We start from the raw sequence: 19,780 nt of genomic DNA on the forward strand, positions 1-19,780 counted from the left end.
CATCCACAGGTTGTTTCAAGTCAAAGATTCCTTTGACAACTATCGGGCGGTTACTGTACCGTCTGCGCCTACTGATACATTACCCGGTGACATCGCCGCTACTCCTTGCAAAATTTTGCTGGCTTCCGCATCCTTCAATGGGACCGGTTGGCCCAGCTCTGCCCGAAAAGGAGTCAGCTTCATGCTGCAAGCCCCAGCCCGGGTGCAGGTTGCCTGAAATATCGCTGTATCCCAGGTGGCTGGTACTGTAGATTTAGAAAAAATAAAATTCCCTGTGCTGTATGCAATCCATTTGCCTTTATACTGCTCCATGCCCTGTAGTACGTGCGGGTGACCTCCGATTACGAGATCTGCCCCTGCATCAATAAAAGCGTGCGATAGCTCGGTTTGATGAGGCTCCAGTGCAGTAGCGCGCTCCTTGCCCCAATGCGCAATGACAATGACCAAATCAGCCTGCTTGCGCGCTTCGCGAATCGACTTCACAATCGCGGTCGAATCGTAGGCTCCTGCAACGCCGGGCTGTTTGGTGCCTGCATTCCAGTTGGCCTCGGGCATAACCCGTGTAGCGCCTAGCAATGCAATTTTAATACCTTTACGCTCAAAATAGTGCGGAGCATACGCTTCTTTTGCATTACGCCCGGCTCCGGTATACGCTATATCGTTGTCCTTCAAATATTTCAGCGTATCCAGTAAACCGTCTGTGCCCTGATCCAAAATATGATTGTTGGCCAAATTTACAGCATCTATCCCTGCCGCAGCCAACGCAGTCAACGCCTTGGGAGAAGACTTATACACATACGTTTTATTCAGCGCACCCACGCCCGCGGTTGTAACTGGCGTTTCCAGATTGGCTATCGTCAGATCGTCCTTGCGAAACAGATTTCCGAGATATTGATATGGAAAATCAAATCCGTTCTTTTCCAACCGCTGCTCAACCTTACCGGAAAACTGCACATCCCCTACAAAATGAAGCGTGACTGTCGGTGAAGCTGTTCCATCCGATGCGGCTTTCCTCCCCTGCTCCGATTCGTTGGGGTCAGTAGATTTCCCACTGTCCGATGCATCCTTATTTGAAGAGCTGTCCAGTGATTGCCCGTCTTTCTCCGAAGATGATCCTGATTCTGTCGATTTGCCTTCGGCAGCATTTGTGTCAGATGAGGTCGCGGGGCGGCTGTCTGTAACTGTAGTAGTATCAGAAGGTTGCTCTGTCTTATCTTCAGCAGCGTGCTCATCTCCATTGGAGCTGTCGTCCGGTTGTTCATTTGAAACGGCTGTAACGTTCTCTCTTAACGGGCTAGAAGACTGTCCTCCACCCGCTGAATCCGTTTTGCTCTTGTTCTCCTGTTGTAATAGTCCGGCGTTTTCCGCAAGAGAGCTACTCTTCCCATGTTCAAATATGTAATAATATCCGAAAAGACCTACGATCATAAGCAGCAGGACCAGATTCGTGATGATCCAAGCCTTGCCTATTTTTCGCTTCCTTGCTTTCTTTCGACCTTCATTTTTCTGTGATCTGGGAGGGTACATTCTTCACTCCTTCTATGCTGTTGCATATGCATTACATTCTTGAATGATCCGGCGATTTTAACACCTTCTCCATTATATATCAAATTTCGGTATAAATAGAACCCCTCGCTTGGGATCGCGAAGGGTTCGTTATTCAAGTGCTCCAACCATTTAATTATGCCTGTACCTTGACCGCTTCCCGTTCCGCAGCTTGGACGGCGACAGAGGCCCATTCCTTGGCTTGGCGGATACAATCCGGCAACCCGATGGCATCATAGCCAGCACCCAAAACATACACTCCCGGCATCGTTGTACGCAGTTCTTCTCGCAGATCGGCGATAGCCTGAGGGTGTCCTACCGGATATTGCGGCATAGAGTGGCGAAGACGGGTAATTTCCGTAAATAGCGGAGTCGCCGTAACCCCCATCATGTCCTGCAAATCCTTACGTACCAGCGCAGTCAGTTCATCATCGGGTAGCTCTACCGTTTCTTCGGCTCCAGCACGTCCCACGTAGCAGCGCAGCAGTACTTTATCGTCCGGACTGGTATGCAACCACTTGGCGGACGTCCACGTACATGCCGTCACACTGCGTCCCTCTTTACGGGGAACCAGAAAACCGGAACCATCAAAGACATTCTCGATGTCTTTTTTATTAAAGGCCATGACCACATTCGCCACGGACACATAATTAACGGCTTCCAGTGCCGCCACATTCACATGTCCTCGCAACAGCGGCGCTGCAGCAAAATTCGGAGTCGTGATAAATAGATCGTCCGCATCCAACGTCTCCCCATTATCCAATACAACATGGTAGACACTGCCTTCACCGCCTGCTGTCTTTGTGAATTCTGTAACAGCAACGCCTGTACGCAAATCACAGTCATGCAAGTCATTTAGTAACGCATGTACCAAACTTTGCAGTCCTTGACGGAAGGTCAGGAAAGCACTTTTTTTCGTGCCTGTATGCGTCTCGGCTGGCTTTCTTCCGGTCATCATCCCGTGAATGAGGCTTCCATATTGCTGCTCTACTTCAGCAAATTGCGGGAAGGTCGCCTGCAAGCTCAGCGTCTTCATATTGGCAGCATATATGCCAGCCAGCAGCGGCTCGGTTACATTTTCCAGCACTTCTTTGCCCAGTCGGCGTTCGATAAAATCACCCAAGGCTTCATCACCGGGTATGCGCCGAGACGGAATAACAAAGTCCATCATGGCCCGCAGCTTGCCGCCCAACGAGATGAGCCCGCTTCGCAGAAATGGTTGCAGCTCCGTCGGAATTCCCAGTACCAGACCGGGGGGCATCGGATGGAGCTGACCTTCATGCAAAATGTATGTTTTCTTCGCCTCTGGATTCGTGCTTACCAGCTCATGATCCAGCTCCAGCTCTTGTGCCAGCTCGATCATAGCCGTTTTACGGGCCAGAAACGAATCCGGCCCTTTTTCAATCACAAACCCGTCTTTATGCAACGTTTCGATTTTCCCACCCAACACTGGGGCCTTTTCCACCAGCGTAATTCGTGGTGTGTAGCCTGCTTCTTTGTACATTTTACGTGTATAAAAAGCTGCGCTCAGTCCGGTCAATCCTCCGCCTACAATCACAATGTTGCGTAGTTTTTGCTCCATTATGTCCTCATCCCTTTTTCCATTGGTCTATGATGACATCGCTAAGCGTCTCCATGTACAATGGATCACTGTTAAGCGAATCAATCCGCTGGAAACGCATATCCAATTCCTTCGCCAAAGCCTGTGCCTCAATATCCAGATCGTACAGTACCTCCAGATGATCTGAAACGAAGCCGACTGGCGCAGCCAGCACATATTCAACCTGCTCTTCCTTTAGACTATGCATGGTATCCAGGATGTCAGGACCGAGCCAAGGCTCTGCTGTACGGCCCGCGCTTTGCCACGTAAACTGCCAGTTTGTGATTCCTGCCTTGTCCGCAACAGCTTGCGAAGTAGCCATCAATTGCTCTACATAAGGATCACCCATCGCCAGAATCCGCTCAGGCAAGCTGTGTGCACTGAACAATACACGTACCTCGTCCCGGTTCGCCCCTGCTTCTTCGAAAAGCGCCAGCTTTGCATTTACACGCTCGGTCAACGTCTTGATCAGCTTTGGATGAAGATGATAGCTTTCCACAAACGATATAGCCAGATTCAGTTCCTGTGCCTTGGCCTGTGCGCGCTTAATATAAGTGCCTACACTCATCACGGAATAATGCGGAGCCAGCACGACACCTACCGCTTTACGGATACCGTCTTGCACCATAGCCTCCACGCCATCCTCAATGAACGGCTTGGCATGTTTGAGTCCCTGATAGCAGACAAATTCAATATCCGGATTACGATTTTCCCGATTTAATGTTTCTTGCAGATTTTGAACCTGACGATCCGTATTTTGACGTAGCGGAAATACACCGCCCACAATGGCTTCATAACGATCCTTTAATTCTTTCAATTGCTCCGGGGAAGGAGCGTTGCCACGACGAATATGTGTGTAATAGGCTTCCACTTGATCCAAACTTTCCGGTGTCCCGTAGGACATAACCAGTACACCCACTTTGGTTTTCATCAGCACATCACCTCTTCAAATTTCTGATTGATTACGTCTTTATCAAAACGGAACGGGAATACTCATGCACATACTCCGTAAGCTCTCTCAACTTATCTAATGAAGCTTCTGGAAATAAACCGTGACCCAGATTAAAAATATATCCCGGCTCCAAAATCCCTTCATCCACAATCGTTTTCGCATACTGTTTGATTACATCCATCGGCGCTGTGAGCACGTAAGGGTCCAGATTTCCCTGCACACCAAAACCATTACCCAAACGACGGCGTCCTTCAGGTATACTTACCCGCCAGTCCAGTCCGATCACATCGGCCTTTACCCCGCCCAGCAGCGGTAGCAACTCGCCAGAGCTTACACCTGGAAAATAGATTTTTGGTACGTCCAGATCAGACAGCTCATGGAAAATACGTGTAATCGTCGGCAGCACAAACATTTGAAAATCATGAGGCGAAAGCGCCCCTACCCAGCTATCAAACAGTTGAAATGCCTTGCCGCCATTAGCAATATGGGCACGCACGTATGTAATAACCATGTCTCCAAGCTTGTCCATCAGCCGATGCCATAATTCAGGCTCTCCGTACATCATGGCTTTGGTGCGGATATATCCTTTGGACGGTCTTCCTTCTATTAAATAACTCGCAATTGTAAAAGGAGCTCCAGCGAACGTAATCAGCGGTACCTCCAGCTCACGGTCCAAAATACGGATCGTTTCCAAAATGTGACTCAAATCTCGTTCTACATCAATCGGGCGCAGCTTGTCCACGTCCGCCGCTGTCCGGATCGGATTATCAATAACCGGACCGATATTTTTGACAATATCAAAATCAATCCCCAGCGAGGCTACCGGATTCATAATATCAGAATATAAAATAGCAGCGTCTACCCCGAGCTTGCGCACGGGCATTAAGGTCACTTCTGCAGCCAGCTCGGGCTGACGACAAATTTCAAGCAACGTGTATTTCTCTTTAATTTTGCGATATTCAGGATCATATCTTCCGGCCTGCCGCATGTACCATACGGGAATATGATCCACAGCCTGCTTGCGGCAAGCGCGGATAAAGGTATCGTTGTAGGTCATGACTTCAGCCTCCAGTTCGAATCGTAACTACTGTATTTTATTATGCCCTTTTTCAAGAGTCGTAACAACCGCCGCTGGCGGACAATCCATGACAAACCCATGACATTTGGATAAAGTTTCAATGAAGTGTGCTATACTAGAGGAATGGCTTTTTTAAAGCTCCGGGAAGTTCTACATGGATTCTACATGGATAAGTAGTTTTGCATCAGCATGAAATGGCAGAAAGGAAGTGAAAGCACATTGAAAACGTGGGAGACGTGGAAAGTCAATCTCATTGTGCTTTGGTTCGGTCAGTTTCTGGTCAATGCGGGTATTACGATGATTACTCCGTTCCTCGCTCTTTATCTGGCCCAAGACCTTCATGTGAAGGGAGAGCATGATATCGGTCTGTGGGCCGGAGTCATTTTTGCCGCAAACTTTTTGACTTCATTTATGTTCCAGCCTCTATGGGGCAAACTGGCTGACCGATATGGGCGCAAAGTAATGCTGCTCCGCTCGGGCTTCGGTATGGCTCTGGTGATTGGCTGCATGGGTTTGGTCACCCATCCGTGGCAACTGTTGGCGCTTCGTCTGCTGAACGGTACGATTTCGGGCTTCAATCCGGCTTCGATTTCTCTGGTGTCGGGTACCACACCCAAAGAACGGACCGGTTTCGCTATGGGGATTATGCAATCCGGTCAGATGGCGGGTACGATTCTCGGCCCTCTGATGGGCGGTTTTTTGGCTGACTGGGTTGGATTCAGACCGATCTTTTACATTACAGGCGCTCTTATTCTTGTAGCCTCTCTCATCGCAATGTTTCTGGTTAAGGAAGATTTCAGCAAAGCCGAAGCTGCACGAATACCGCAAATTTCGGTTCTTGCCGGATTAAAGGAGCTAAGCCATACGCCCCAGCTTCCGGCTCTGTTTACCGTAACGTTCCTGCTCCAGTTTGCCATGATCAGTACGGTATCTTTGTTGCCGTTATATGTGCAAAAGCTGTATGGGTCGGCAGAAGGAATTGCGCTCATTGCCGGCTTTGTTACAGCCATTACCGGCGTATCCAATATGGTCGCTGCGCCGCTGCTTGGAAGATTGAGTGACAAGATCGGGGCACACCGCATTTTGACCCTCGCTCTGCTCGGAACCGCGCTCATGCTCATTCCGCAGGCTTTTGTCAATCAGGTATGGCAGCTCGTCACGATCCGTTTTTTCATGGGTATATTTATGGGCGGACTGCTGCCAAGCGTAAACGCGCTGATTCGCACGTATACACCGGAAGGCATGGAAAGCCGCTCGTTCGGCTTCAATACCAGCTCGCTGGCGCTTGGTAATATGCTGGGCGCTGTGATTGGCGGGGTACTGTCCGGGTTTATCGGCATCGAAGGATTGTTCATCATTTCAGGTGTTCTGCTGATCGTCAATATATTCTGGGTACGTATGAAGCTCTATGATCGTAAGCCTGCACCTGATTTCAGGTAAGATAGCCTTCTGGTAAGGTCAGCCTTCCAGAACAGACAAGAACCTCCGCTCCACAATTTTGTGGACAAGGAGGTTCTTTTTGTATAGCTACTTTTTGTATAGCTATATAAGTAACACTACAGCCTATTTTACACGGGCCAATGCCAATCCGTCATAGGCTGGCAAAAGCGTACTGACTAGTCGCGGGTCCGTAGCTATCGTTTCGTTAAAGCGTCTCACGGCCTGTACGGCAGGACCGTTCTTGTCGGTATTGAGCGTCCGTCCGCGAAGGAAACAGTTATCTCCCGCAATAATGGCACCTGGATTCGCAAGAGCAATCGCATATTCCAGATACACCGGGTAATTTTCCTTATCGGCATCGATGAAGAAAAAATCGAAGGTCCTCCCCTCTTCCTGAAGCTCCTTCAGGCTGTCCGCTGCAGGTCCGAGACGATATTCGACACGGTCACCGTAGCCGTTTTCCTCCATATGTCTATGTGCCAGTGCCGCATACGCTTCTTTAAGCTCCAATGACACAATGCGTCCCTTTTCTCCCAATCCACGGGCCAGACATAATCCACTGTATCCGCCTAATGCGCCAATCTCCAGTATCTGCTGCGCGCCGGATACCTCAATTAGAAAGGTCAGCAGCTTTCCGTAAGGATGAGCCACCGATACCTCAGGCATCCCCTCTGCAACAATGGCCTCCCTGATGCCGCGTAGCGTTTCATCTTCCTGTACCAGTTGGTCTACATATTGTTCAGGGGTCATATTGGGTGTAATTTCCACGTTTCATCTCTCCTTCTCGCTTTATCATAACGCAGGTTGGACGCGATGTCCTTCGTAAATTATTTGCCTTAATTATTTGTCTCTTCGTGTACAATGACCTATACTATAGGGATTGAACCAAGCTTATATGATTATGAGGACGGAGTGAATACGTTTAATGACTCAACTGCAACTAATTGCAACTGCGCCGATGGGACTTGAAGCCGTCGTGGCTCGGGAGCTCAGAGAACTCGGATACGAGGACCTGACCGTCGAGAATGGCCGCGTCGTTTTTTCCGGTGATTATATGGATATATGCCGGTGTAACCTGTGGTTGCGCACATCAGACCGCGTTCTTATTAAAATGGGTGAATTTGCCGCAACCACCTTCGACGAGCTGTTCGAGGGCACCAAAGCTTTGCCATGGGAGGATTGGATTCCTATGGATGGTGAATTTCCGGTAGAGGGACGTTCGCACAAATCACAGCTTAGTAGCGTACCAGCCAGTCAGGGAATCGTCAAGAAGGCGATTGTGGAAAAACTCAAGGAAACCTACCACACGGATTGGTTTGAGGAGGACGGCCCTCGTTATGTTATAGAGGTCATTCTCTTAAATGACCGTGCATTGCTAACGCTTGATACGACAGGTCCGGGGCTGCACAAGCGCGGCTACCGCAAGCTCGTAACGGAGGCTCCGCTCAAAGAGACGATGGCTTCCGCTCTGATTCAGCTTAGCCGCTGGACCCCGGATCGACCGTTCTATGACCCGTGCTGCGGTTCCGGTACTCTGCTGGTAGAAGCAGCAATGCAGGCATGGAATATTGCTCCGGGGCTGAGACGTACCTTTAACTCGGAAGACTGGCCTGTCATTGGTCGCGAGCTATGGGATCAGGCTCGCGACGAAGCGATGGATTTGACCCGCGATGACATTCCTTTCGAGATTGCAGGCAGCGATATTGATCCAGGTGCCATCGAAGTCGCTGAGGCTGCTGTAAAGGCGGCTGGCTTCGCTAAAGATATCTCATTAAAGGTCATGCCTGTAACGAAAGTCAGACTTGAAGGCCAATATGGTGTGATGATTACCAATCCACCTTATGGTGAGAGACTGAGTGAGGAAACCGAGGTGGAGAAGCTGATCCGGTCAATCGCACGCACGGCAGCGGAAATGAAGACATGGTCCTTCTTTGCCATCAGCTCTACCAAGCAATTCGAGCACTATTGGGGCCGTAAAGCCGATAAGCGCCGCAAGCTGTTTAATGGCCGGATCGAATGTCAATACTATCAGTATCTGGGCCCTCTACCACCGCGCCGCAAAGATACTCCGCCGTCGCAGTCTTAAATAGATGATGCCAGGCCAGGAAGCGAACCATCCGTTCGCCTTCTGGCCTGATTTGTGCTGTTCATAGGATAAAAATGTAGCTTTCCCCTGTTGTACTGGAAGGAAAATGCTGTATTTTCTTTACTTAATCATTGAAATGCGCGGGATGAGCGCTATAATAATTAAAGGCGATTTCGGTTTTAACATTACGTTAATATTTAGTTTATACTAGCCGAACATTTCTGCCGAAGGGGGTAAAGTGTTGGTTATTCGCACGGCCAGTGCAAATCGCACTGGAAACATGTTCAGCAGAATGCTGTTGTCCCGATATTTCGGGTTTGGTCTGTTTTTTGTACTTATGATTGGCAAGCTCGTTCTGATCCACCATAACCTGCATGCCCAAAATATTGACATGAATCCGCTGGATTATGTCATCGCTATCGGTTCGCTCTTGCTTGTGAGTTTTTGGACCTTATGGCTGTCACGGCGCGGACGTTTAATAGCTCTTGTGGTGCTTGATATTTTTCTTACCGCACTCATTTACTCTGACATGGTTTATTACCGGTATTTTCAGGATTTCATTACGATTCCCGTCTTGCTTCAAGCCGGACAAGTTGATTCCCTGGGTGGAAGTATCATATCTCTGATGTACTGGTGGGATCTTTTCTTTTTTGCAGACTGGATCCTGTTCATTCCGTATGTGATGTTCGTGGCTTCCCTGCGGCGTCGGTATAGAACGAGTGATTCTTACATCGAAACGTCACGCGGTTCATTCAGCAAAAGGTTTCTGCTTCGCTTCTCCAAGGGCGCGTTGGCCTTCCTGATCGGCTACATTTTTACCTTTGGACCGATTAAATACTATACGTCCACGTGGGCAACCGGCATATTCGTCGGTAACTGGTGGTCGATGGCCCTGTACAATGTAACCGGGCTGATCGGATTTCACGGGTACGACATTTACCGTTATGGACAGGACCATCTGGGATCCCAGCCTACGCTGGCTCAGGCAGAGTCCGATAAGGATAAGGAATGGTTTAATCAGCATCAAAAGCTGCTTCAGGTGAAAAATGACCTTTCAGGCAAGTATAAAGGCAAAAATGTGATGGTCATTCAAGCCGAAGCGTATATGAACTTTTTCATCGGCAAGGAGATCAACGGTCAGGCCATAACGCCTAACTTTGACAAGCTGACGAAGGAAAGCATGTATTTTAACAATTATTATCACCAGACTGCGCAGGGCCGTACTTCAGACGCGGATTTCACTACACATGCTTCACTGCATCCGCTCCCTACAGGCTCGGTATTCATCCGTTATGCGGACCATAAATTCGATACGTTGCCTTCTATTCTAAAAGATACTGGCTACAGCCCTAATGCATTTCACGTTTACGACAGCAGCTTCTGGAATCGCTACACGATGTATAAGGCGATGAACTATGACAAGTTCTACAGTAAAAAAGATTTTAAAATAGACGAGCCGCTTGGCTGGTCGCTGGGAGACAAATCCTTTTTCCGGCAGACGCTCAATGATCTCACCACTGAGGTCAAACAGCCGTTCTACGCTTATATGGTCGGAATTTCGAGCCACCACCCTTACAATCTGTCACCTGACGCTGTGGATTTGGATGTTGGCGAGTTTGAAGGGACCATGTTCGGAGACTATTTGAAATCCGTGCATTATGTGGATGAAGCACTAGGTGAACTGGTGGATCAAATGAAGAAAGACGGATTGTGGGATAATACGATCCTGATGTTCTACGGGGATCACGACAATTCCATTAAAGATAAGGCCCTGTATGAGAAATTTCTGGGTAAACCACTCACAGATCTTGATATGCAGAAAATCATGAACCAGGTACCGCTGCTTGTGCATCTTCCCGATGGAAGCCACGCGGGAACTTACACCGAACCGGCAGGACAGCTTGATCTGACACCTTCGGTGATGCATCTGCTTGGCATTTCAACGAAACCGTATCACTTTATGGGCAATGACCTTTTCAGCGGGAAGCCTCGCATGGTCGTGCTGCGCAGTGGTGCCTTCACTGATGGTCGTGTGTACTACATTCCATCCGAGGACGGCACGTTCTCCAAAGGAACCTGTTACAACCTTACCACAGGCCAGCCTACGGATGTGAACGCCTGCGGACCGGGGTATACTGAAGCTCTCAATCGGTTGAATATTTCCGATCAGGTGATCACGTATGATCTCATTCGCCAATGGGAACCGCAAATCAAAGAAGTAACTACGACTCCTTCGACATCCAAATAGACTTTCTGAGGAAGGTTGCTTGCACAGCACCCTTCCCGGATTCCCAGAAGGATGAGTACCTACAAGAAAAGCCCGATCAAGCAGCAACATGCTGATGATCGGGCTTTTGGTATTCTTGAGCTAGTAAACCGCGCTCATTTACATTTACGAATGCTTATGGGCGCAATGCTTTTTTGGCCTGCTCCAGCCGTTGTGTCTCTTCACCAAGCATTTCCTCGGCAACCTCTACCGCATCGTCGCCAAGGCTGTCCTTCGCCTGCTCTATGGCATGCTCCGCATGAGTACGGGACTGCTCCGCCTGCTCGATCAGTTGCTCAGCCGGATGTGACAATACCTGAGAAACGGCATGGTGAAGCTTGTCCACCGAGTTTTGCGTTTGGGCCTCGACACTGTGATTGTCCAGATTAGAATCATATTGGGCCATGAGTCACTCCTCCTTCTGGGCAGTGGTCTGCATCCATTAGCATGGATCAGAAGAAGGGGAACTATACAAAGCCGCGAATGCTGCGTACTGGAATTATTTTATAAAACGCGCAGCCTTCTCCAATACTTCATCTTCTGTAGCTGCACTTATATAGCGTCCGTTCACATATACGAACGCCCGCTTCCCACAAGGTCCGCAATACGACTTGCAACCGATTTTGATCTCCGCATCCGGTGCCATCTTTTGCAGCTTGGGCAAGATTGTTTTCAAGCGAATATGATTGCATTCATCACATACGCGAATATCATTGGCCATCTGTCGTCCCTCCGTGCTCCGGCTTAGTGGTCGCCGTGATTACCTTGGGAAGGGTTAGTAATGACAAATCCTTCTTCAGGGAAATACAAGTAATCAATTTTCACGCCATCCAGCAGCGGCTGGCCGTTTTCCAAAATAACATCAATGCCTTTATCTGTAGATACGACGGTATCTGTTTCTTTAGGCGTGTCCAAATCCAGCCCGTAATGAGCATGATCTCCATGGGAATGAGTAATGACAACCCGCAGGCTCTTCCCTTGGTTTTCTTCTTTATCCAATTCAAGCTTCAATACTTTAGCAGCGTTGCGAGTAATTTTGCAATTCATCAACTTCATCTCCTTCATATTGATTAAATGAATTGTGGTCCAACGGAGCATGAATATCCGCGCCACACAATTTAACAGGTAAGTTCAACAACTATAAACTACAAAATAGCCTTTATACTTGAAAGGCAATATTCCTATTGTAAAGAAAACTGCGAAAAATCGCAATCACGAAATTCACAAGCTTATATTCCTACCGGACACGTACGCGCTGCTTCTCAAGCACATCGGGATATTTTCGTTCAGCGCGGGTCACAAACCAGTTCATCACCAACAGCGTCACCCCAATGTCGTCAATGGGCATAAAGGGCATGACATCCGGCAGTACCCAATAGAGCAGTACAGGAACGACAAACAGCAATTTTTCACCCAATGGAATTTTCGATGACGTAATAAACCGGGGCATGCGACGAAACACATGTGACCATTGACGGAGAGACAGTAATCTTTTCCACTTCATAGGTTGCTCACTCCATTTCCAATGCTCCTAAGTATATATACCCCATTAGAAGGGACTTATAAGAGGAACACTTGTAAAAACACGTGCTCCTCCTAATACGTACTGATAAACTATGGCGTTTCAGGTCGACCCTTTTACCATGACAGCACCGTTGCCATTAACATGCCCACCTCTGCCGCAATATCGTCATAATCACGCATAGGCAGCGGATTTACGCCCAGCCCGACTTCAACGGTAAAACCAGGTTTGCCAAAGCGCTGTATAAACCAGTCCTTATACCCTGCATCACTGCCCCCCAGCTTTACCGCCCGGTATCCTGTCGCAGCCGCCAGCCGTGATGCCCAATCCCGACTCTCCTTTGGCTCCAAATCCCGGTAATTCCAATAGATTTCCTGTCCCTGACTGTGTATGGAAAACACCATATCAAACCGTTCCCGCTCCGTCAGATCGACAAGCGCTTTAGCCTCCGGCTCAGACAAAGGCGCAGGACCCGCATAATCCCTTCTGGACGGGCTTGTTTTACCGCGTCTTCGCACCTCTTCCTCCCAATGCGCCGGAAACTGATCGTTGAGATCCACACCGCGAATGTTTGCCTTCCATCCACGATAATCAGCGCGGCCATCATTCCATTTTCTTAAGTCAGGATACAGGGGATGAGACGGAAGGACACCTTGTTGAACCAGCTCAACCCCGTCCGGATTAACCATGGGCACTACCCATAAGGAAGTACGGTTTAGCCAAGTCTGTGGAGAAACGCCATATATCCATGGAGGAGCATTACCTTGATCCTCTCGCTCATCGTGATGCTCCCCCTCTTCATTTCCATTCATCCTGTCGACTCCTTGCGCATATCGCTCTACAAAACGCAGCAAACACGGCGTCGTCAGCCATTCATTGGCATGTACGGAGGCATTGGCGTGAATTTTCAGTGGTCCCCGTCCAATACGTACATAGGGAATATCCTTTCCCATGACACTGGTGCCGATGCTGCCAACTTCAATAAACGGATACTTTTGAGCCAGTGCCGCAAGATCTTCTCTCAAGTCCTCGTACCCATACTCCCCGCGCAAATGTATAATCTGATCCTGATAGTGTTCAGGGATAATCATTGTTTTTCCTTCCACAAAATCATGCTCCGCAAGTTCGGGATTAGCCTGCCGCAGTTCATCAAGCTCCACACCAAACTGCTTGGCAATGTGTCTGGCATGCTCACCGGGCTGAATAACGTATTTACGATCCATTGACGGACGAATGTACAGCACTTGACCACAAACCAGATAGGGTTGCGCGGCAGTCCATGGATTGTCTGCCATCAATGTATCTGCCGATAATTTAAAAGCCGAGGCGACCCGGTGCAAAGTATCTCCTTTTTGTACGATATATTCCCTCATCTTCTACGCCCCTTCCATCTGTCTTACTGCATGTTATGCAGACGCGGCGTGTCTTGATGAAGCGAATACCAAAACAGCCGATACTTTTGTCTAATGACAAAAAAATCGGCCGTCTCGTCAATCGAGATTGGTGACCTGCCAAACAACAGGCGTTTGACGAATTTGCTCCCCAAGCCACTGTGCGGCAATACTCTGGAACAATTCCGGATCACCAGAACAAAAAAGCTGATGCACCGGTGTCTCATCCCCGGCTTCCAACTTGCCCTTGTTATACAAAATCGTACTCGTCTCACGAGCCGTTTCGTCTGCGGAGCTAATCAGCTTCACGTTGGGGCCCATCACTTCCTGAATCGTTTCCTTCAAAAAAGGATAATGCGTACAACCAAGAATCAGACAATCAATCGGGTACGCTTGAATCGGTCTCAATGTCTCCTCTACGACCTCTGATGTTGTCTCTGAACGGAACAATCCCTGTTCCACCAAAGGAACAAGCGAAGGGCAAGCATGGCTCACCACGTCTACATAGGGGGATAGTTGCTTCAACGCAGCCGTATAGGCTCCGCTTCGGATTGTACCTACAGTCCCAATCACCCCGACATGCCCGGTGGCTGTTGCGCTAATTGCAGCACGTGCCCCGGGGTGGATGACTCCAATCACCGGAATGGATACCTTTTGGCTAATATAGTCCAATGCAGCGGCTGTTGCCGTGTTGCAGGCAATAATAATGACTTTCGGATCAAATTGAATCAGAAAATCAACCATTTGCTCTGTAAATTTCTTAACCTCTTCCGATGGCCGGGGTCCATACGGGGTGCGCGCAGTGTCTCCAAAATAAATGATTTTTTCCCTTGGAAGTTGACGCATGACTTCTTTAACAACCGTCAGACCTCCTACACCGGAATCCAATATTGCAATCGCTTGCTGCACGTACACACCGCTTCCTTTTTTGTTCAAGTATGAGTCGTTCCCTCTTGGGAAGCTATCCGTTGCTACATACCTTATGTTGTATTCGAGTAAAAGGTACCCCAAAATATTACCCGAAAAAGGGAAAGCGATCAACAAAGAGGCTTCATCCCAACAGGAGAAGCCTCGAAGCGAATCCATATTCAGTTAAATTATATTGGTTTAGAGCTGCTTACAGGGAATCCTTTTTGATATCTTCTTGAACAGGATCGGATGAAATGCTGACTTCAGGAAGAACTCCGCCTTTTTTGCGAAATTGCCCGATTTCATGAATAACCGCTGAGGCCGTATCCTTAATTTTATCGGTATACTCAATAGAGGCATCTGTAATTTTCCCGGCCAGTTCCTGCCCCTTATCACTGACTAGACGTGCCTGATCCGTAATGTCCTGACGCAGATCACGACCTGACTTGGGGGCAAACAACAGCGCAGCGAGCGAACCGGCAATGCTACCTGCCACCGCACCACGGATAAAGCTTTTGTGGTTTTCTTTCATCATCATCTCTCCCTTATGCCCGGGCGAATGCCCATCTGTTAATGCATTATAAGCAGGGAGAGCTTGTCATGACACAGCGAACGACCATAAATGCCCCTACTTTTTTCGGGACCGGATACGATACAGGCAGCAACGTCCTCCATCCGCCAAGCAATCCTCACGAACAACCTCGGCATCAAGCAGCTCCTCGAACATTTGCTGCTCGCATTCACAAGCCTTGCGGTAACGGCCTGCGATTTGAGAAATCGGACAATTGTATTCCACAATAGAGTAGCTCCCGTCCTCTTCTTCCCGCCACTCCGCCATATAACCGGAGGCGTTCTGAATGCCGGAAAGCTTTTCCACACGTGAAGCCAGCGTGGTCTCGCTCTCTATCTGAGGGGCGTAACGCTTCATCATTTTGCGTTTTCTGCCGTCAAACAGAGAGTAAACAGCTTCCATTCCCTGCTCTTCATCCAGTTCCCCCAGTAGTTCCAGCAACAAATGATCATAATTGCGGGGAAACTGCTCACTTCCGTGCTCGCTCAGACTGTACAAAAACGTCGGACGTCCCATCGCTTGCCGCACTACGGTAGCGACGATGAGACCATCCTGATCCATCAATTTGAGATGCCTGCGCACCCCCATTTCGGTAATGCCCAATTGAGCTGCCAAGCTTCCGACGCCCACAGGTCCCTTGGTTTTCAACAATGTCATAATCATGCGCCTGGTGGGCATTTCGGGAACGATATACTTATCCGTCACTTTAGCCTTTACACTCCCTCGGGCTGCAGACCCAATTCCTTATTTAAATAGTCATGCACACTGGATGCAAAACACTCCAATAGCTCGGGCAGCTCAGGTGTGAGCGGATGAAGGCTCGTCCGGTCCCAATGGAAATATTCCTGCACCAAGGGTTTCCGCAAGGCGACCAGCTCCATGATCGGATTAAACACGGTATCATCCAGTACGCCCTCTTCATGAATGATACCGATAATATCCTCGTAGCTGCTGGCATCACGCATAATAAATCCGTCAATGATATAGCTTCCTACGTCCGTTACCGTTTCAATCGCCAGATGTAGGCAGCGCTCCTGCACCAGCCCCTGCAACAAATCTCCGTTCCAAGCGGCCGTTATGCGGCGGAGTCCTGCAACAATGTCGGGAACGGCCCCTAGTCGAAGCTCAATTTGCTCCCGGTTGACATAATACAAGGTCCTTCACCTCCCGTAACCGCTTCAAATTTCATAATCAACTGCAATCGATACATCTTTCACTTCATTCATGTGTACAATGATCTCCTGATGCACAGGGTGTACCTGATACGTCTGCAGATCCTCCAGTGTTTCGACAACAGCCGTAAGGGAAATATCATAAGATCGTTCCGAACGAATCACATCCGTACCTACTTCGAGTGATAGAAGTTCTTTGATTTTACCATTCATGCTGCGCAAGACGGACGCCGTATGCTCAATGCTTTCAGGGGAGCGTTCTTTCAATTTGAACAAAACAATATGTTTAATCATGCGTATAGGCTCCTTATCTTAAAATGTTCTCTTGAAAATTTTATCATAACGTCCCGCATACGGAAAGAAACTTCGTAATTCTAGCGATCTTTTCCACCATCTTTCCCGCCAGCCTCCTTGTCCTTCAGCAGAGCAAAAAAATTCTTGAGCTTCGGTGGGAGCGGCAAGCCCATGCGTGAGCAGTTTTCCGTAATCGAGATTAATTCATTGGATAAATAAAAATACGTCGCCGCCCCTTTCATGATTTCAGTGCCCATCAGGAGGTCTACATGATGTGCCAAAGAAATCACCATCAGCATCAAAGCCTTCCTCGTCAATCCCCAAAACCCTGCTTTGCTGCTCAAGCCTTCCCCAGTCTTAATCGCTGCGGCAACCCCAGTCACATAATCAATAGCCATCGCAACTGTGAACAGCACCATCAACTGATTCCAGCCGCCAAATGCAAATGTTATAATGGCACCTGTGGTGGCACAAAACATACTAAACATAGCCGGGTTAATATTCATACCTGTTCCTCCTCTCAGGGCGGTTACTGCAATATATGCAGCGACGTGGCAACCCGTAAAGTCATATGACCTGAAGAGGGAACTGAAATCATAGATTCATATAAAACAAGCTGCAAACCTCATGATTTTCTGTGCAAACACGACAAAAAAACCTTAAAAAACCTAATAATTTCTGCTTACCGCTTATATAAAAAAAACAGACCCCCTCTTCAAAAAATAAAGTAGGGTAGTCTGTTTTTCTGACAAGCTATTCAATTAACGATGATCATTCCAAAAATTAAGTGGAGTCAGATTGCCATTTAACGGCTCGAACGAATAGCCTTCCTTCTGCAAAGCCGCCATAATCTGTGGAAGTACCTTGATCGTAGATGGCTTATCATGCATAAGAACGACAGGTGTTCTGCCTTGTTTTTTCAATCTTCTAATATCACTCAGAACAGTTTGTTCAAAATGCTCTGGATTTTTGGTATAACGCCAATCGTTGGAATCTACATTCCAATCCCAAATATGATAGCCCGCACCCGTCAGCTGATCACGGAATGCTTTCTTCAAATACGGTTTGCTGCCATAAGGCGTACGAATCAAAGAAGTGCGTTGCCCAGTTGCCTGGAATAAAATCTCATTATCCTGATTCATTTCTGCAAGCGCCGCTGCCGGAGAAGCATAGATTTTCTTCACCTGGTGCGACATCCCGTGCAAGCCCAAACCATGACCCGCCTCTACCATTCTCTTCATAACTGCACTATGTTCACGAATTTCCGGTCCCAGCATAAAGAAAGTAGCCTTGGCATTATATTTATCCAAAATATCCAACAGTTGTGAAGTATGCGCCGTAGGACCATCATCAAAGCTCAAATAAATCGTTCGGCTCGATGCAGAAGCGTTCCCCTTAGTTCCTGCATTGCCAGATTTTCCTGGCTTCACAGCTGCATACTGTTTAATTTCTGCGGCAAATTTATTCAAAAATTGTGGTTCAGACAAGTTCGCATTCGCGTTCTGAATCCGATATAGATTGCTTGAAGGTATCGTGATGGTAAAACCGAAGGCATCCGCCAATGTGCGAATTGGCACCATCGTACGTCCTCCGCGCTCAAAAACATCACCCTTGGTCAGATCCAGCGTAAAGCTGCGATTATGTCCGGTCAACACCAATGTACGTCCGCTGGCCGAAGTGGAGATCCCCATCTTTTGACCTAATGTAACGATAGGTACATACAACTTGTCATTTTCCATCACAGGACGAATCGTATTAGAATCCAGTAATACATCATTGACCCCCAGCAAAGGAGCCTTCGCTTGCGCACTTGCCGTATTCGTATGTATGCCCAACAGACCCAAACAACAGATTGCCATCAAACATACAGCCATCCATTTTACATTCAAAAACTTCATTACTTACACCATCCTGTGCTGTATTTTATATGTGCGGGAGCTATCTCTAGCTTGTCTATGAAGTTATACAGACATGACGATATAGACATGGCAATATAGACATTCACTAAACATATAGAACATAAACGCATCTCAACCGATTGAATCGGAACGCCTTTCCTTCCCCCTATATATATTAATAGATTACCAGAGTATAGTATGTAAATATAGTGAAACAATTCGACAACAATCTCGCAATACCCCCGCCCACCGAGGTTACAAAGTTGTGAATAAATCCATTGAGGTAGAGGATGCAAGCAATTAACAAATTGTTTTATCGGAACCAGAGCTTATGAAACAAGTCTTTCATGTATTTTGTACACAGTATTAATGGCTAGAACAGACTACTTCCCTTTTACAGTCATACAATAATTATTGAAACGGCATTAAGACATTCTTCTGAAAATAAGATAACTTCTTTTTTTCGAACCTGCTCTTATTTTCATAAAAGAAAGAGATTCCCTAGTCTTAATTCTCCTTATTGCTTCCAAGTTGTAGAGAACTCCTTCACCATCAATTGCATTATACTCTGTAATTAAACGTGACTCTACGGCAATAGTTTTAAATATATTTAATTCAGCTTTATGGCTGTACCCATTGTACTCTTATACTTCCCTATCATGAAATTCCCATATTCAATTCATCTGCATAAAATACCCCAATGAGTCCAATGCAAATGAAAAACCTTGAAGGAATTTAACCCTCAAGGCGAATTTAGCTTTACTCTGAACCAAAAATCTCTACTCTTTCACAATGTATAATGTTCTTCTGGTTAGTATAAAATATTCCGTCTTTAGTCGCAGGCATAAATTCTTGCCCGCTCGGGTCAACATACCCCATCGGATTATTCGCAACGCATGTATACCAGTTCAAGCTTTGCGGATCGCTTATCTCACCTTGATACGTATCCTCGCCATTTTGTGTACGTCCGATGATGTTTTTATTCCCATCCCGCTCATACCCAAATTGGTGCAATGCCGTACCGCCTTGCTCCACCGTAACCCCGGACAAGTCCAG

General features: G+C 47.7%; 21 protein-coding genes. 3 read left to right on the top strand and 18 right to left on the bottom strand.

Features of this window, described 5'->3' with window-relative positions; all coding sequences use genetic code 11:
* Window positions 1-39 precede the first annotated feature (39 nt).
* The 4 genes from ACQ4MX_RS04780 to hemE all read right to left on the bottom strand — a co-directional run bounded on the left by ACQ4MX_RS04780 (window position 40) and on the right by hemE (window position 5,154).
* Window positions 40-1,527, bottom strand: coding sequence for a CapA family protein (locus ACQ4MX_RS04780; RefSeq protein WP_431089577.1), 1,488 nt, complete (start codon window positions 1,525-1,527; stop codon window positions 40-42).
* A 154-nt stretch (window positions 1,528-1,681) separates the two neighbouring features.
* Window positions 1,682-3,127 (bottom strand): protoporphyrinogen oxidase, encoded by a 1,446-nt coding sequence (gene hemG, locus ACQ4MX_RS04785; RefSeq protein ID WP_431089578.1) that lies wholly within the window; start codon window positions 3,125-3,127, stop codon window positions 1,682-1,684.
* Between the two features lie 7 nt (window positions 3,128-3,134).
* Window positions 3,135-4,076, bottom strand: a complete 942-nt coding sequence (gene hemH, locus ACQ4MX_RS04790; RefSeq protein WP_431089579.1) for a ferrochelatase — start codon at window positions 4,074-4,076, stop codon at window positions 3,135-3,137.
* Window positions 4,077-4,107: 31 nt separating this feature from the next.
* Complete coding sequence (gene hemE / locus ACQ4MX_RS04795; RefSeq protein WP_431089580.1) at window positions 4,108-5,154, bottom strand: uroporphyrinogen decarboxylase; 1,047 nt, start codon at window positions 5,152-5,154, stop codon at window positions 4,108-4,110.
* A gap of 240 nt (window positions 5,155-5,394) precedes the next feature.
* Between hemE and ACQ4MX_RS04800 the strand changes: the two genes are divergently transcribed.
* Window positions 5,395-6,615 carry an MFS transporter gene (locus ACQ4MX_RS04800; protein WP_431089581.1) on the top strand — a complete coding sequence of 407 codons (1,221 nt, stop codon included), beginning with the start codon at window positions 5,395-5,397 and terminating at the stop codon, window positions 6,613-6,615.
* 123 nt (window positions 6,616-6,738) lie between these two features.
* Here the strand turns inward: ACQ4MX_RS04800 and ACQ4MX_RS04805 are convergent, their stop codons facing one another.
* On the bottom strand, window positions 6,739-7,383 hold the full coding sequence (locus tag ACQ4MX_RS04805; protein WP_431089582.1) for an O-methyltransferase: 645 nt from the start codon (window positions 7,381-7,383) through the stop codon (window positions 6,739-6,741).
* Window positions 7,384-7,540: 157 nt separating this feature from the next.
* On the opposite strand from ACQ4MX_RS04805, the gene ACQ4MX_RS04810 reads away from it, so the two are divergent.
* Together ACQ4MX_RS04810 and ACQ4MX_RS04815 are read left to right on the top strand one after the other, a co-directional pair.
* Window positions 7,541-8,701, top strand: a complete 1,161-nt coding sequence (locus tag ACQ4MX_RS04810; RefSeq protein ID WP_431089583.1) for a THUMP domain-containing class I SAM-dependent RNA methyltransferase — start codon at window positions 7,541-7,543, stop codon at window positions 8,699-8,701.
* A 238-nt stretch (window positions 8,702-8,939) separates the two neighbouring features.
* On the top strand, window positions 8,940-10,949 hold the full coding sequence (locus ACQ4MX_RS04815) for an LTA synthase family protein (protein ID WP_431089584.1): 2,010 nt from the start codon (window positions 8,940-8,942) through the stop codon (window positions 10,947-10,949).
* A 154-nt stretch (window positions 10,950-11,103) separates the two neighbouring features.
* Here ACQ4MX_RS04815 and ACQ4MX_RS04820 read toward each other — a convergent pair whose 3' ends face one another.
* The 13 genes from ACQ4MX_RS04820 to ACQ4MX_RS04880 all read right to left on the bottom strand — a co-directional run bounded on the left by ACQ4MX_RS04820 (window position 11,104) and on the right by ACQ4MX_RS04880 (window position 19,774).
* Window positions 11,104-11,373, bottom strand: coding sequence for a hypothetical protein (locus tag ACQ4MX_RS04820; RefSeq protein WP_431089585.1), 270 nt, complete (start codon window positions 11,371-11,373; stop codon window positions 11,104-11,106).
* A gap of 93 nt (window positions 11,374-11,466) precedes the next feature.
* Window positions 11,467-11,688 carry a DUF1450 domain-containing protein gene (locus ACQ4MX_RS04825; protein WP_014280826.1) on the bottom strand — a complete coding sequence of 74 codons (222 nt, stop codon included), beginning with the start codon at window positions 11,686-11,688 and terminating at the stop codon, window positions 11,467-11,469.
* A gap of 23 nt (window positions 11,689-11,711) precedes the next feature.
* Window positions 11,712-12,014: a heme biosynthesis protein HemY gene (locus ACQ4MX_RS04830; RefSeq protein WP_014280825.1), complete on the bottom strand. Its 303-nt coding sequence runs from the start codon at window positions 12,012-12,014 to the stop codon at window positions 11,712-11,714.
* Window positions 12,015-12,204: 190 nt separating this feature from the next.
* Window positions 12,205-12,471 carry a hypothetical protein gene (locus ACQ4MX_RS04835; protein WP_431089586.1) on the bottom strand — a complete coding sequence of 89 codons (267 nt, stop codon included), beginning with the start codon at window positions 12,469-12,471 and terminating at the stop codon, window positions 12,205-12,207.
* 134 nt (window positions 12,472-12,605) lie between these two features.
* Window positions 12,606-13,862: a M14 family zinc carboxypeptidase gene (locus ACQ4MX_RS04840; RefSeq protein WP_431089587.1), complete on the bottom strand. Its 1,257-nt coding sequence runs from the start codon at window positions 13,860-13,862 to the stop codon at window positions 12,606-12,608.
* Window positions 13,863-13,979: 117 nt separating this feature from the next.
* Window positions 13,980-14,789 (bottom strand): glutamate racemase, encoded by an 810-nt coding sequence (gene racE, locus ACQ4MX_RS04845; protein ID WP_025683453.1) that lies wholly within the window; start codon window positions 14,787-14,789, stop codon window positions 13,980-13,982.
* A gap of 208 nt (window positions 14,790-14,997) precedes the next feature.
* Complete coding sequence (locus tag ACQ4MX_RS04850) at window positions 14,998-15,321, bottom strand: YtxH domain-containing protein (protein WP_149094918.1); 324 nt, start codon at window positions 15,319-15,321, stop codon at window positions 14,998-15,000.
* A gap of 96 nt (window positions 15,322-15,417) precedes the next feature.
* Complete coding sequence (locus ACQ4MX_RS04855) at window positions 15,418-16,065, bottom strand: helix-turn-helix transcriptional regulator (protein WP_431089588.1); 648 nt, start codon at window positions 16,063-16,065, stop codon at window positions 15,418-15,420.
* Window positions 16,066-16,073: 8 nt separating this feature from the next.
* Complete coding sequence (locus ACQ4MX_RS04860) at window positions 16,074-16,514, bottom strand: DUF86 domain-containing protein (protein WP_431089589.1); 441 nt, start codon at window positions 16,512-16,514, stop codon at window positions 16,074-16,076.
* A 24-nt stretch (window positions 16,515-16,538) separates the two neighbouring features.
* Window positions 16,539-16,826: a Dabb family protein gene (locus ACQ4MX_RS04865; protein ID WP_431089590.1), complete on the bottom strand. Its 288-nt coding sequence runs from the start codon at window positions 16,824-16,826 to the stop codon at window positions 16,539-16,541.
* An 80-nt stretch (window positions 16,827-16,906) separates the two neighbouring features.
* On the bottom strand, window positions 16,907-17,332 hold the full coding sequence (locus tag ACQ4MX_RS04870; RefSeq protein ID WP_431089591.1) for a phage holin family protein: 426 nt from the start codon (window positions 17,330-17,332) through the stop codon (window positions 16,907-16,909).
* Between the two features lie 255 nt (window positions 17,333-17,587).
* The gene (locus tag ACQ4MX_RS04875; RefSeq protein WP_431089592.1) at window positions 17,588-18,724 is read right to left on the bottom strand and encodes a polysaccharide deacetylase family protein; all 1,137 of its coding nucleotides are present in this window, start codon (window positions 18,722-18,724) and stop codon (window positions 17,588-17,590) included.
* Between the two features lie 759 nt (window positions 18,725-19,483).
* Entirely contained in the window at window positions 19,484-19,774 is a 291-nt protein-coding gene (locus ACQ4MX_RS04880; RefSeq protein ID WP_431089593.1) for a hypothetical protein, read from the bottom strand.
* Window positions 19,775-19,780: the final 6 nt, after the last annotated feature.

The organism is Paenibacillus sp. 8b26 (genome assembly GCF_050626875.1).
In the GTDB taxonomy this organism is placed as follows: domain Bacteria; phylum Bacillota; class Bacilli; order Paenibacillales; family Paenibacillaceae; genus Paenibacillus.